Source organism: Streptomyces camelliae, assembly GCF_027625935.1.
In the GTDB taxonomy this organism is placed as follows: domain Bacteria; phylum Actinomycetota; class Actinomycetes; order Streptomycetales; family Streptomycetaceae; genus Streptomyces; species Streptomyces camelliae.
Genome location: NZ_CP115300.1, coordinates 5323556 through 5336313 on the forward strand (window position 1 = coordinate 5323556; position 12758 = coordinate 5336313).

The 12758-nt window shown below is 71.1% G+C and carries 12 protein-coding genes; 6 read left to right on the forward strand and 6 right to left on the reverse strand.

The genetic code is table 11. From position 1 onward, the window contains the following. Positions 1 to 36: 36 nt before the first annotated feature. The 5 genes from O1G22_RS24400 to O1G22_RS24420 all read left to right on the forward strand — a co-directional run bounded on the left by O1G22_RS24400 (position 37) and on the right by O1G22_RS24420 (position 6306). Positions 37 to 1557, forward strand: a complete 1521-nt coding sequence (locus O1G22_RS24400) for an MFS transporter (protein WP_270083271.1) — start codon at positions 37 to 39, stop codon at positions 1555 to 1557. A gap of 216 nt (positions 1558 to 1773) precedes the next feature. Further along, complete coding sequence (locus O1G22_RS24405) at positions 1774 to 2535, forward strand: DeoR/GlpR family DNA-binding transcription regulator (protein WP_225099202.1); 762 nt, start codon at positions 1774 to 1776, stop codon at positions 2533 to 2535. Next, on the forward strand, positions 2532 to 3479 hold the full coding sequence (pfkB, locus tag O1G22_RS24410; RefSeq protein WP_270083272.1) for a 1-phosphofructokinase: 948 nt from the start codon (positions 2532 to 2534) through the stop codon (positions 3477 to 3479). The genes O1G22_RS24405 and pfkB overlap by 4 nt, the downstream gene beginning before the upstream one ends. Before the next feature lie 283 nt (positions 3480 to 3762). After that, positions 3763 to 5934 (forward strand): PTS fructose transporter subunit IIABC, encoded by a 2172-nt coding sequence (locus O1G22_RS24415; RefSeq protein ID WP_270083273.1) that lies wholly within the window; start codon positions 3763 to 3765, stop codon positions 5932 to 5934. A 120-nt stretch (positions 5935 to 6054) separates the two neighbouring features. Beyond that, on the forward strand, positions 6055 to 6306 hold the full coding sequence (locus O1G22_RS24420) for a hypothetical protein (RefSeq protein ID WP_270083274.1): 252 nt from the start codon (positions 6055 to 6057) through the stop codon (positions 6304 to 6306). Positions 6307 to 6430: 124 nt separating this feature from the next. On the opposite strand, the gene O1G22_RS24425 is transcribed toward O1G22_RS24420, so the two are convergent. The 4 genes from O1G22_RS24425 to O1G22_RS24440 all read right to left on the reverse strand — a co-directional run bounded on the left by O1G22_RS24425 (position 6431) and on the right by O1G22_RS24440 (position 11040). Continuing rightward, positions 6431 to 7177, reverse strand: coding sequence for a DUF6227 family protein (locus O1G22_RS24425; RefSeq protein ID WP_270083275.1), 747 nt, complete (start codon positions 7175 to 7177; stop codon positions 6431 to 6433). A 156-nt stretch (positions 7178 to 7333) separates the two neighbouring features. Then, the gene (locus O1G22_RS24430; RefSeq protein WP_270083276.1) at positions 7334 to 8551 is read right to left on the reverse strand and encodes a L,D-transpeptidase; all 1218 of its coding nucleotides are present in this window, start codon (positions 8549 to 8551) and stop codon (positions 7334 to 7336) included. A 183-nt stretch (positions 8552 to 8734) separates the two neighbouring features. After that, positions 8735 to 9763 carry a P1 family peptidase gene (locus O1G22_RS24435; protein ID WP_270083277.1) on the reverse strand — a complete coding sequence of 343 codons (1029 nt, stop codon included), beginning with the start codon at positions 9761 to 9763 and terminating at the stop codon, positions 8735 to 8737. 38 nt (positions 9764 to 9801) lie between these two features. Further along, positions 9802 to 11040, reverse strand: a complete 1239-nt coding sequence (locus O1G22_RS24440) for a low temperature requirement protein A (RefSeq protein WP_270083278.1) — start codon at positions 11038 to 11040, stop codon at positions 9802 to 9804. A 171-nt stretch (positions 11041 to 11211) separates the two neighbouring features. Here O1G22_RS24440 and O1G22_RS24445 point away from each other — a divergent pair, with 171 nt between their 5' ends. Continuing rightward, the gene (locus O1G22_RS24445) at positions 11212 to 11388 is read left to right on the forward strand and encodes a hypothetical protein (protein ID WP_270083279.1); all 177 of its coding nucleotides are present in this window, start codon (positions 11212 to 11214) and stop codon (positions 11386 to 11388) included. Positions 11389 to 11407: 19 nt separating this feature from the next. On the opposite strand, the gene mscL is transcribed toward O1G22_RS24445, so the two are convergent. Next, positions 11408 to 11884, reverse strand: coding sequence for a large conductance mechanosensitive channel protein MscL (mscL, locus tag O1G22_RS24450; RefSeq protein WP_270083280.1), 477 nt, complete (start codon positions 11882 to 11884; stop codon positions 11408 to 11410). 138 nt (positions 11885 to 12022) lie between these two features. Next, positions 12023 to 12691: a hypothetical protein gene (locus O1G22_RS24455; RefSeq protein WP_270083281.1), complete on the reverse strand. Its 669-nt coding sequence runs from the start codon at positions 12689 to 12691 to the stop codon at positions 12023 to 12025. Between the last annotated feature and the right edge of the window lie 67 nt (positions 12692 to 12758).

Below are 12758 nucleotides of genomic sequence, written 5' to 3' on the forward strand. Positions count from 1 at the left end.
CAAGATCTGACCTAATGGGGCCCTAGCTTTGCGGACATGACCTCCACGGAACAGACCCACACCCCTCGGCCGGCCCCGGCCGACCGACGCCGCTGGTTCGCGCTGGCCATCGTCATGACCGCGGCCTTCATGGACCTGGTGGACGTGACGATCGTCAACATCGCCATCCCGTCCATCCAGCGGAGCGCACACGCCTCCGTCAGCCAGATCCAGTGGATAACCGCCGGCTACGCCCTCGCCTTCGCCGCAGCCCTCATCACCGGCGGGCGGCTCGGCGACATCCACGGCCGCAGGCGGCTGTTCCTGATCGGTATCGGCGGCTTCACGCTCGCCTCGGCCCTGTGCGGCTTCGCCGTGAACCCGGAGATGCTGGTCGCCTCCCGCATCCTGCAGGGCGGTATGGCGGCCATGATGGTGCCGCAGGTGCTGTCGATCGTGCACGCCACCTTCCCGGCCCACGAACGCGGCAAGGTATTCGGTCTGTTCGGCGCGATCGTCGGCCTCGGTGCGGTCTCCGGGCCGCTGCTCGGCGCACTCCTGACGGAGTGGAACCTGTTCGGCCTCGAATGGCGGCCCATCTTCCTCATCAACCTCCCCGTCGGTATCGCGGCCTTCCTCCTCGGCCGTCGCTTCATCACCGAGTCCAAGGCCCCCAAGGCCCTGAAGCTGGACCTCGTCGGCGTCGCCCTGGTCTCGCTGGTCCTGCTGATGCTGCTCTACCCGCTCACCCGCGGCCGGGAGCTGGGCTGGCCGCTGTGGGGGTACCTCTGCATGGTCGGTGCGCTCGTCGTCTTCGCCGCGCTGGTGTCGTACGAAAAACGGAAGGCGGCCCGGGACGGTTCCCCGCTCATCGAGTTGTCCCTCTTCCGGGTGAAAAGTTTCGCAGCGGGCATCGCCGTGCAGACCGTCTTCGGTGTCGCGCTCGGCATCTTCTTCCTGGTCTGGACGCTGTACATGCAGATCGGCCTGGGCTGGAGCCCGCTGCGGGCCGGGCTGACCGGCGTGCCGTTCTCGATCGCGGTGTCCGTGGCGGCCGGGATGTCGGTGCAGAAGCTGGTTCCGCGCTTCGGCCGCAAGGTCCTCCAGGCGGGCGCCCTGGTGATGGGCGCGGGCGTGCTGATCTACCTGGGGGAGGCCCACCGCTACGGCCTTTCCATCGCTTCCTGGCAGATGGCCCTGCCGCTGGTCGTGATGGGTGCCGGGATGGGGCTGATCGTCGCCCCGCTGACCGACGCGGTGCTCTCGGAGGTGCCGCGCGAGCACGCCGGTTCCGCGTCCGGGCTGATCAACACCGTGCAGCAGATGGGCAACGCGCTCGGACTGGGACTCGTGTCGGTGGTCTTCTTCGGGGAGATCGGCGACCGGCTGGCTCCGGCCCAGGTCGGCCCGGCCTTCGTGCACGCCTTCCAGCACGCGCTGTGGTGGGTCGCCGGGATCATGGGCGCGATCTTCCTGCTGATGTCCGCCCTGCCGAAGCGCCCGGCACAGCATGTGGAGGGCACGACGGACGAGCCGGCGGCGCCGGTGACGGAGCGGGAGCCGGAACTGGTTTCCTGACCAGGCACGACGACCCGTGGGCCGGCACAACGGCCCGCACGACGAGGGCCCGGCACCGGTCAGGTGCCGGGCCCTGATGCTGACCGGAAGCCCGTTCATGCCCGATTAAAGTCTGAACCTGTTTACATTCCGGAAAACCGGGCGTAGCCTCCGCTGTGAAACCACACGTTCGGGCATCAGTCGGAAGCGAACGGACATCAAGGCGGAGGCGAGGACATGTACGCACCGGAACGGCAGCAGGAGATCCTCCGGCTCGCCCGTGACGGCGGCCGGGTGGACGTGCTGTCGCTCGCCGAGGAGTTCCAGGTCACGGCGGAAACGATCCGCCGCGATCTGAAGGCCCTCGACCGCGCCGGCCTGGTCCGCCGGGTCCACGGCGGCGCCATCCCGGTCGGCCGCCTCGACTTCGAACCGGACCTCGCCGAACGCGAGGGCACGTCCGCCGACGAGAAGGACCGCATCGCCAAGGCGGCCGTCCCGGAACTGCCGAGCGAGGGCACGCTGATCCTCGACGCCGGTACGACGGTGGCGCGGCTGGCAGCCGCCATCCCGCTGGAGTCCTCGCTGACCGTCGTCACGCACAGCCTGCCGATCGCGGCCCGCCTCGCGGACCACCCCGGCATCCAGCTCCACCTCATCGGGGGGCGCGTACGGCACCGTACGCGCGCCGCTGTGGACGCCTGGGCGCTGCGCGCGTACGGCGAGATCCGGGCCGACGTGCTGTTCGTGGCGGCCAACGGCTTCTCCGCCGAGCACGGTCTGACCACCCCCGACCTCGCCGAGGCCGCGGTGAAGCGGGCCGCGGTCGCCGCCGCCCGCCGCGTGGTGCTGCTGGCCGACTCCTCCAAGTACGGCCAGGAGCACTTCGCCCGCTTCGGCGACCTGAGCGACGTGGACCTGCTGATCACCGACAGCGGGTTGAGCCCCGAAGACTCCGCCGCCATCGAGCGCGGCGGCACGGAAGTAGTGCGCGCATGATCCTCACCGTCACCCCCAACCCGTCCCTCGACCGCACCTACGAGGTCCCCACCCTGGAGCGCGGCGAGGTCATCCGCGCCACCGGCGAGCGCATGGACCCGGGCGGCAAGGGCGTGAACGTCTCGCGCGCCGTCGCGGCCGCCGGGCGGCGTACGGTCGCCGTCCTGCCCCTGGGGGGTGCGCCGGGGGCGCTCGTCGCCGATCTGCTCCACGCGCAGGGCATCGAGGTCGCGCCGGTCCCGGTCGCCGGAGCCACCCGCTCCAACATCGCGCTCGCGGAGGCGGACGGGGTGCTCACGAAGATCAACGCGCCGGGGCCGGAGCTGTCTGCGGAGGAACAGGAACTCCTCCTGGACACGGTGCGAGCCCAGTCGCACGACGCCGACTGGATCGCATGCTGCGGCAGCCTGCCCCGGGGGCTCGCGCCCTCGTGGTACGCCGACGTGGTCACGCGGGCGCACGCCGGGGGCGCGCGTATCGCCTTGGACACCTCGGGGCACGCGCTGCTGGAAGCGCTGCGCGCGCGGCCCGACGTGGTGAAGCCGAACGCCGAGGAGCTCGCGGAAGCCGTCGGGCGCCCCCTGGCGACCGTGGGCGACGCGTTGAAGGCGGCCGAGGAGTTGCGCGGCATGGGCGCGCGCGCCGTGCTCGCGAGCCTGGGCGCCGACGGTCAGCTCCTCGTGGAGGACACGGGCGCCTGGTTCGGCCGCGCGCGTGTGGACACCGTCCGTAGTAACGTCGGCGCCGGCGACTCCTCCCTCGCCGGCTTCCTGATCGCCGGCGGCAGCGGCCCCGAGGCCCTCGCCTCCGCCGTCGCCCACGGCGCCGCCGCTGTCCAGCTCCCGGGCAGCGTGATGCCGACCCCGGCCGACCTGGACCCGACGGCGGTGGCCGTCACGGCCGAGATCCCGCTCGACCGCGAACTCACGGAGCCGGTGTCATGACCGCGCTCGCGCTCCGTGGCCAACGCCCCGGCACCCGGCGGCTGGGCGCACGCCCCCGCCCCACCGCGCCGGGCGTACCCACACGACCGGACCGGAAGCGGCGGGACTCCCCGTTACTCGCCGCGACCACCGGGCGGCACCACCGGCCGAGCCACGGTGCCGCTCCCGGGAGGCGGGGTTTCCCCGGCCCCGCCTCCCACTCGACACCACGCCCCCACAGCACTCCCGTCCCCCTCCCCGCCCACCCCTCCCCCCGGGCGATACGCGTGCATAGGAGCCCGCGATGAGCGACATGATCACCGCGGACCTGGTCGACCTCGACCTGTCCGCCGACACCAAGGAAGCGGCGGCGCGCGCCCTCGCCGAGCGCATGGTGACCCAGGGCCGGGTGACCGACCTGGAGGGCTTCCTCGCCGACGTGGCCGCCCGCGAGGCCCAGATGCCGACCGGCCTCGACGGCGGCATCGGCATCCCGCACTGCCGCAGCGCCCACGTCACCGAGCCGACCCTCGCCTTCGGCCGCAGCACCGCGGGCATCGACTTCGGCGCCCCGGACGGCCCGGCCGACCTGATCTTCCTGATCGCGGCCCCCGCCGGTGCCGACGACGCCCACCTCACGATCCTCTCCTCCCTGGCCCGTCAGCTGATGAACGCCGAGTTCACCTCGGCCCTGCGGGCAGTCGCCGACGCGGGGACCGCGGCGGCGCTGATCCGGGGCGACGAGGCGCCGTCGGCGTCGCGCGCAGAGGCGGAGCCTGCGGGGGAGGGCGCGACGCGCGCCGCCGAAGGCGCCGTGAGCGCCCCCAAGAACACCGCTGCGACGCCGGTGGCGGCCTCCGCCGGCGCCGCAGCGGTCACCACAGCGGCGCAGACGAAGACGCAGGACGCGCCCGCCCCGGCGCAGACGACTCCTGCGGGCGCCGGCTCCGACGCGGACTCCGGCGAACGCCCCTTCCGTATCGTCGCCGTCACCTCCTGCCCGACCGGTATCGCGCACACCTACATGGCGGCCGAGTCCCTGGAGAACGCGGGCCGTGCTGCGGGCGTCGAGCTGGTCGTCGAGACGCAGGGCTCGGCCGGCTTCACCCGGCTCGACCCCGCGGTGATCGCGGCGGCGGACGGCGTGATCTTCGCGCACGACGTCCCCGTACGCGACAAGGACCGCTTCGCGGGCAAGCCGACCGTCGACGTCGGCGTAAAGGCGGGCATCAACCGCCCCGCCGAACTCATCAGCGAGGTGCGCGGGAAGGCGGCGCGCGGCGAGGCGAGCGCCCCGGCGCACGCGTCGGGCAGCACGCCGGTCGAGCGCGCCGGCGACTCCACCGAGGGGTACGGCACCAAGCTCCGCAAGTGGCTGATGTCCGGCGTCAGCTACATGGTCCCGTTCGTCGCCGCGGGCGGCCTGCTCATCGCCCTCGGGTTCGCGATCGGCGGCTACAAGATCAACAAGGCGCCGTCGGTGATGGACCACTTCGTGTGGACCCAGACCGACAGCTGGGGCGCCCTGCTGTTCCAGATCGGCGTCGTCTCCTTCGGCTTCCTGGTCCCGGTCCTGGCCGGCTACATCGCCTACGGCATGGCCGACCGGCCCGGCCTGGTCCCGGGTTTCGTGGGCGGCGCGATCTCGGTGACCATCAACGCGGGCTTCCTCGGTGGCCTGGCCGCCGGTCTCATCGCCGGTGGTGTGGTGCTGGCGATCCAGAGGGTGCAGATCCCCCCGGCGCTGCGCGGCATCATGCCGGTGGTGGTGATCCCGCTGATCTCCTCGGCGATCGTCGGATTCCTGATGTTCGTCGTGATCGGCAAGCCCATCGCCTCCGCCCAGAAGGGCCTCACCGACTGGCTGAACAGCCTCACCGGCACCAACGCCATCCTGCTCGGCGCCCTGCTCGGCCTGATGATGTGCTTCGACCTGGGCGGCCCGGTCAACAAGGTCGCCTACACCTTCGCCACCGCCGGCATCGCGGTCTCCAACCCCAGCGACTCCGCGATGAAGATCATGGCCGCGGTGATGGCGGCCGGCATGGTCCCGCCGCTGGCGATGGCCCTGGCCACCACCGTGCGCGGCAAGCTCTTCACCCAGACCGAGCGCGAGAACGGCAAGGCCGCCTGGGTCCTGGGCGCCTCCTTCATCTCCGAAGGCGCGATCCCGTTCGCGGCGGCGGACCCGCTGCGGGTCATCCCCTCGTCGATGGTCGGCGGAGCGCTCACCGGCGCCCTGTCCATGGCTTTCGGCGCCACCCTGCGCGCCCCGCACGGCGGCATCTTCGTGGTCCCGCTGATCGGCAACCCGTTCCTCTACCTGATCGCCATCGCGGCCGGCGTCTGCGCCACCACGGCCCTGGTCGTCCTCCTCAAGGGCATGCGCAAGCAGACCCCCGAGCCCACGGCCGGCGACCCCGCGGCCGACCCGGCCACGGCCCCGAAGGAGACCAAGCAGCCGGTGGCGGCCTGACCTCCGCGCCACCCCACGCCGCATCTTGTCCCTTTAGTTCGCTGTGAGTTGTTCACGGCACCTGCGAGATACGTCACGGTCCGGGACCAAAGTCCCGGACCGTGGTGTGTACTGGGACGCATGCCTGAGCACGTCCCGACTCTCCAGCTGATCGGCGTGGCCGTCCTCGCTGTGGCGGCCGTCGTCTGGGCCGTCGTCCTGCTGCGCCTGCTGGGCCGCACCGGCCTTCAGGCCCCCACCCGCCGCACCACGGCCCTGCTCCCGGCCCTGCCGCGCCAGCCCCGGGTCGGGCCCCCGCTGGAATCCGTCGAGCTGACCCCCGCGGAACAGGACGCGTTCGCGGGCCTGGTACGGCAACTCGCCGACGGCTGACGGCAGAAGAGCGCTCCGGCTTTCGGTAGAAGAGCGCTCGGGCTTACGGCAGAAGAGCGCTCCGGTGCCCGGGAACCGGGCCACGCCCCTCGCATCGGGCGTGCACCTCGCACGCCCGTGCGCGCTACCCCTGCCGAGCGGCGCGCCGCTCCATGGCGTCCCGGGCGGCGTCCTCCGACATGTAGACCTCGCACATGTGCCGCCCGTCGGGCGTCGCCGTGTGCTCGACCTCCCACAGGGAGACCTCGCTCGCGTCCGGCAGCAGGAACGCGTGCTCGTACAGCGCGTAGCTCAATCCCACCCGCCCGGCCCGCCCGGGGTGCCCGAAGGCCTGGGTGATCTCGTGCGCGGTCGCCGTCGCCAGCAGCGCCGCCGTCTCCGCGCCGGGCCGGTCCGGGTTCTCCGCACGGCGCAGAAGCCGGCGCGCGTGGTCCGCCGAGTCGTCGGAGGCGAACACATGCCGGGGCTCGGGGATCGCCCACAGCCGCATCAGCGCGGGCAGCTCGAACTCCGGCGCGTCCGGCGGCAGCCCGAGCCGCGCGGTGGCTGCCTGCAGCTCCTCCTCCTCGACGTACACCTCGTGCTCCGGGGCTTCGCCCGGCGCGGGGTTGTGCACGAGCTCCCACAGCGTGACCGCCGAACCGTCGGCGAGCAGCCAGGTGTGCCGGTACGTCTCCCGGTGCCGCCCTGCGCTGTGATACGCGGAGTGCAGCGAACTGTCGTGTGCCAGCGCACAGTCGAGCTGCCTTATCACCTCGTCGGGCAGTTCGAAGGAGTTCAGGGCACGGCCGAGGAGCCGCGCGAGATGCTCCTCCGGAGACTCGGGCGACTCGGCTGGTTCGTACGCTGCTGTCTCGTACGGAACGCTCAAGGCATCTCCCGGCGTTGCTGCATGTCACCTTGTGGGTGCATACCGTAGCCCCTCTGTCGGACATCATGTCCGGGAACCGAGAAAACGTACGCCGGGAAAACGCGCGGGCCGCGCGAGAAGTTCCCGCGCGGCCCCACATGGCGTCAAAAGTCGCCGTCAGACGGCGCTTCCGGCGGTCCAGGCGCTCCACGACATGTTCCAGCCGTTCAGCCCGTTGTCCGGGGCGACGGTCGTGTCGGGGGAGTTCTTCACGATCACGACGTCCCCGACGAGCGAGTTGTCGTAGAACCACTTGGCCGTCGTGTCGCCCTGCGCGCCCTGCACGTCCGCCATGCCGACGCAGCCGTGGCTGGTGCCCTCGCGGCCGAAGGGCGGGTTGCCCTTGTTGTACCAGTAGTTGCCATGGATGAACGTGCCCGACTCCGTCAGGCGCATCGCGTGCGGCACGTCCGGGATGTCGTACTCGCCGCCCAGGCCGACCGTCTGGCTGTTCATGCGGGTCTGCGTGAACTTCTCGGAGATCACCATCTGCCCGTTGTACGTCGTGTGCTGGGGGCTGCCCGTGGAGACCGGCACCGTCTTGATCGTCTGGCCGTCCCGTACGACCGTCATCGTCTGCGTGTTGGCGTCGACGGTGGACACCTGTGCCCGCCCGACGGTGAAGGAGACGGTCTTCTTCTGCACCCCGTAGACGCCGTTCGCCCCCTGGACCCCGTCCAGGTCGATCTTCATCGTGACCTTGGAGCCGGCCTTCCAGTACTCCTGCGGCCGGAAGTCCAGCCGCTGGTCACCGAACCAGTGCCCGACCACCTGCTGGCCACTGCTGGAGTTGACCGTGATGTGCGACTGCACGGCCTTCTTGTCGGTGATCGCCTTGTCGAAGGTGAACGACACCGGCATGCCCACCCCGACCGTGCTGCCGTCGTCCGGCGTGTAGGTGCCGATGAAACTGTTCGCCGAGGTGACGGTGGTGAAGATGGAGTTGGCCGCCGCGGTGCGCCCGTTCGCGTCCTTCGCGGTCGCGTCTATCTCGTACTTCGTCCCGCGCTCCAGCCGCTCATTCGGCTTCCAGCTGCTGCCGTCCGCCGACATCGCCCCGGCCACGGCCTGCCCGGACCCCGCCACGCTCATCTTCACGTCGGTCAGCCTGCCGCCGCTGACCGTCACACCGGTCGCGTTGATGGACGCGCCGGTCGACCCGTCCTTCGCCGAGATCACGATCTTCGCCGTCGACGTCTTGGGGGAGTCCTTCCCGCCCTTGTCGTCGTTGGTGGCGTTGGCGTTGCCGCCGCACGCGGTCAGGGTGAGGGCGCCGACCATCAGGGCGGCACAGGCCCCCAGTGCGCGCCGCGCTGCAATGTCCGGCGTTGTCACGGGCTGCTCCAGGTTCATGTGATGTGCGTGATCCGTTCCAGTGCGTGAAGAAAGAGTGCACCGGCGCCCGCGAAGGTTCCCGCCAACTCCCCTGAACGCCATCACGTGACAGAACCGCGACAATCCAGCCCCACCAAGCCCCCGTGCGCGAGAGCGTGAGCGTCTCCCGCCCCTGCGCCGCGCCTACCGTCCCCCGTACAACTCCCCGTACGAAGGCCACACTCCGCCCGGCCCGTCGACCGACTCGGCGGCGCGCACCCCCCGCACGATCGCGCGTGTCACGAGATCCGCGCCGGCGGCCAGGATGTCGTTGAGCGCCAAGGGGTGCCCGTCCAGCGGGCGCGCACCGGTCGCGAGCGCGAACACCGTGTCCCCGTCGTGCATGAGGTGCACCGGCCGTACGGCGCGCGCGATCCCGTCGTGCGCCGTCCCGGCCAGCTTCTGCGCCTGTGCCTTGGAGAGGTCCGCATCGGTCGCGACCACCGCGAGCGTCGTGTTGAGCGGGGGCGGCGCGTTCCTGGCAGCCGTTTCGTCGAGCCTGCGGCGCGCCGCAACAAGCACGCGCTCCTCCGGATACTCCACCCGCCCCTGCAGCAACAACTCCCCGTACAGCGCTCCCGTGTCCTGATCCACCACGGCCCCCGCGGCGTTCACGACCGCCAGCGCGGCCACGGTGATCCCCGAATCGAGCACCGCGCTCGCGGTGCCCACCCCACCCTTGATCCGTCCCGCCACGGCGCCCGTGCCGGCCCCCACACACCCCTCGGGCACCCGCGCGCCCGGCGCACTCGCCGCCGCGGCCTCCACCGCGGAGCGTCCCATCGCCGCGTCGGGCCGCGCGCGGAAGGCCCCTCCGCGCCCCAGGTCGAAGAGACACGCGGTGGGTACCACCGGTACGACGTGCGCCGGATCCGGCCCCACCCGCACCCCGCGTCCCCGCTCCTCCAGCCAGGCCATCACTCCGGATGCCGCGTCGAGCCCGTACGCGCTGCCCCCGGTCAGCGCGATCGCGTCGACCCGCTGCACCACGTTGCGCGGGTCGAGTGCGTCGGTCTCCTTGGTGCCGGGGCCGCCGCCGCGTACGTCCACGGCGGCGACGGCGCCGCCCTCCGGAGCGAGGACGACCGTGGTGCCGGTGAGCCAGCCGTCCCCGCGGCGGGTGGCGTGTCCCACCCGCACCCCGGCGACGTCCGTCAATGCGTCAACTGTCATGAGGGCAAGTCTGGCCCGCCCAGGCCACCGCCGAGGGTTCAGTCGGCGGACGCGGCGGCACTCACCGCACGCTCTCTGCCGACCATGCGCGCCGTCAGCGTCACTCCGGTCGCGACCGCGGCCGCGGACACGAGTCCCGCCGCGAGAACCGCCTCGTGGCCCAGGAAGGTGCAACAGATCACCAGCAGCGCCGTGACCGGCAGTACCAGTTGCTGGGTGATGCCGACCTTGAAGTGCCGCGCATGCAGGCCCCAGACGGTCAGCAGGTACAGCGCCGTGGGCAGGGTCACGGCAGCCGAGGCGGACAGTGTGGAGATGTGGGTCTTGCCGACCGCCTGTTCCACGGCCACCTCCAGGCCAGCGCCGATCGCCGCGGCCGAGGCGAAGATCAGGTAGTGGCCGTAACCCCAGAGGAACGCTTGTCCGTTGGAGCGCAGATGGCCGTGGATGGGCACCACGAAGTAGATCCACCATGCGGAGAAGACGATCAGGAGACCGCCCGCCGCGATCGGCAGCAGCTCGCCCAGCGCGGAGTGCTCGTCCACGGCCGACTTCACGGCGACCGTCGCCGCGGAGATCGTCTCGCCGAGCACGATGATGGTGAACAGGCCGTACCGCTCGGCGATGTGATGCGGATGCCAGGAGGTCTCGTAGCTCTTCTCGGCGTACAGCGGCACGCACATCTCGACGATCGCCATCACGAGGAAGACCCAGGGCCGGGCAGGACCGGGAAGCAGCACCAGGCCGAGCCAGCCGACCAGGCACAGCAGCACGCCGGTCGCGTACCGCAGCGCCATGGTTCTCTCCGCGCCCGAAGCCGATCTCGCGGCTCTCAGCCACTGTGCGGCCATCGCCAGCCGCATGATCAGGTAGCCGAGCCAGACCACCAGATAGTCGTGATGCTGGAAGGCCCGGGAAATGCCGGCGGCCAGCACCAGGACGCCGGCGATCTGCACCAGGGTGACGACCCGGTAGAGGGCGTCGTCGTTGTCGTACGCCGAGGCGAACCAGGTGAAGTTCATCCAGGCCCACCAGATGGCGAAGAACTGCATGGCGTAGTTGAGAATTCCGTCGCCCGCATGCCCTCCGGCCACGGCGTGCACCAGCTGGACGCCGGCCTGCGCGATCGCCACGACGAAGCACAGGTCGAAGAAGAGCTCTAGCGGGGAGGAGACCCGGTGCACTTCGTCGCGCCCGCGCGCGGTGAGCCGGCGCAGGAGCCCGGGGGACTGGGGTGCGCCCGACGAGGCGGGCGCCGGAGCGGAACTCGACGTCATGCCTCCCAGGACAGCAGAAAACCGGCCCAAAATCTTGTGCACAGATTCACAAGCTGGCGAGGGTCCATAGACCTGACCGAAACCCAGGTCGGATGGTGCGGGCGGTGCGGATCACGACGGCCACGCCTGCGGAAGAACCGGCAGCCGGGAGCGGGGCCGTACTCTTGACGCATGAGCACCGCCCCGGAATCCGAGCCTCGCGACCCGAAGCCCGCACTGGTCTTCGACGACCCGCTGGACCAGCAGTCCTCGGACGACACCGACCGCGGGTGGGGCGAGCGCGCGGAGGGTGACAGCGCGGCCGACCTGAAGCGCTTCCTCGACGAGAAGCCGCCCCACCACATCTGAGCCGCCGGCGGTAGCGCCGTCAGCGCTCGTCGTGTCCCGAGCCACGCTGCGCGACCAGCGCATCGCGGATCTCCTTGAGCACTTCCAGCTCGGTCACCTCGATGACCTCCTTCGTGCCCTCCCGCGCGGCCTTCTGCGCCACCTGCCGGGCCAGGTACTTCGACATCGGCAGAACCATCAGGAAGTACACGACCGCCGCGGTGATCACGAAGGTCAGCGTGGCACCGAGGACGGAGCCCCACAGGATCGGCACACCGCTCTTGACCGTGCCGTCCGCGGCCACCTGGCACGGGGCCTTCAGGCAGGAGCTGTAGTGATCCAGGTTCTGCGTACCGATCGCTCCGACCAGCGGGTTGATGACCCCCTTGACCACCGAGTTCACGATGTTCGTGAAGGCCGCGCCGACGACCACCGCGACTGCCAGATCGACGACGTTGCCGCGCATGAGGAAGGCCTTGAAGCCCTGCCAGACGCTCGGTTTCTTCTTCGCGCTCACCTAGGGGACTCTCCTCGTATGCACTGGGTGTGGAACGAAACGCTCCGCAACCTACGGCACGGTGAGGCCATTGTGTCCAATTCCGTAGCTTGATCCAGCGACTTGACAGCAAGCCGCCGAGAAACCGTCCGAGTCGGTTCAGCACAGCGTCACCGCCAGGCGTGCTGTCGCGCTCGCACCCACGAGCCGGGCCGCTGCGGAACGTGGCACCGACAGCACCACCAGCGCCCCGCTCTCGGCCCCGCCCTCCAGAGGCTCGGGCACCTTGGTCACTCGCACGCCGCGCGCGAGCACCTTCGCAACGCCACCGGCCGACGGGTCCTCGGCTGCGATGACGTCGACGCGGTCGCCGGGCCGCAGCAGCCGGACCGTGGCCGCGTCGGCGATCCGCACCGGCGCCGTCACCACGTCCACGGGTGCGTGCCGTCGTACGGGTGCGATGACCGGGTGCCCGCGGGCCTGCTCCGGGCGGTGCGGTTCGGTCGCCGTGCGAGGTCCCGTGGCCACGAGGGCGGCCGCGGTCACCGCGAGGCCGGCGGCGATGGCCCGACGGCGGTGCCGTACGAGCCGCTGCAGCTGATACCGCCCGCCGTGCACGTACACCGGAGGGAACTGCGGGATCTCACAGGTGGCGGGAGCGTCCGTGCCCAGCGGGCGCGGGAGCCGGACGGGAGGCTGGAGCGAGGGAGGGGCTGGTGGTGGAGAGGGCCGGGAGCGTGCAGAAGGCGGACGTGAGACAGGCGCCGGCGAAGCAGGAGAAGCGGGGGGAGGTGAGTAGGGAATCCGGGACGACGAGGACCAGGACATGGGAAACCACCGCCTGCGACGAGGAATTCGGGTTGCGATGCCACGATGAGGGATCGCGCCGAATTCC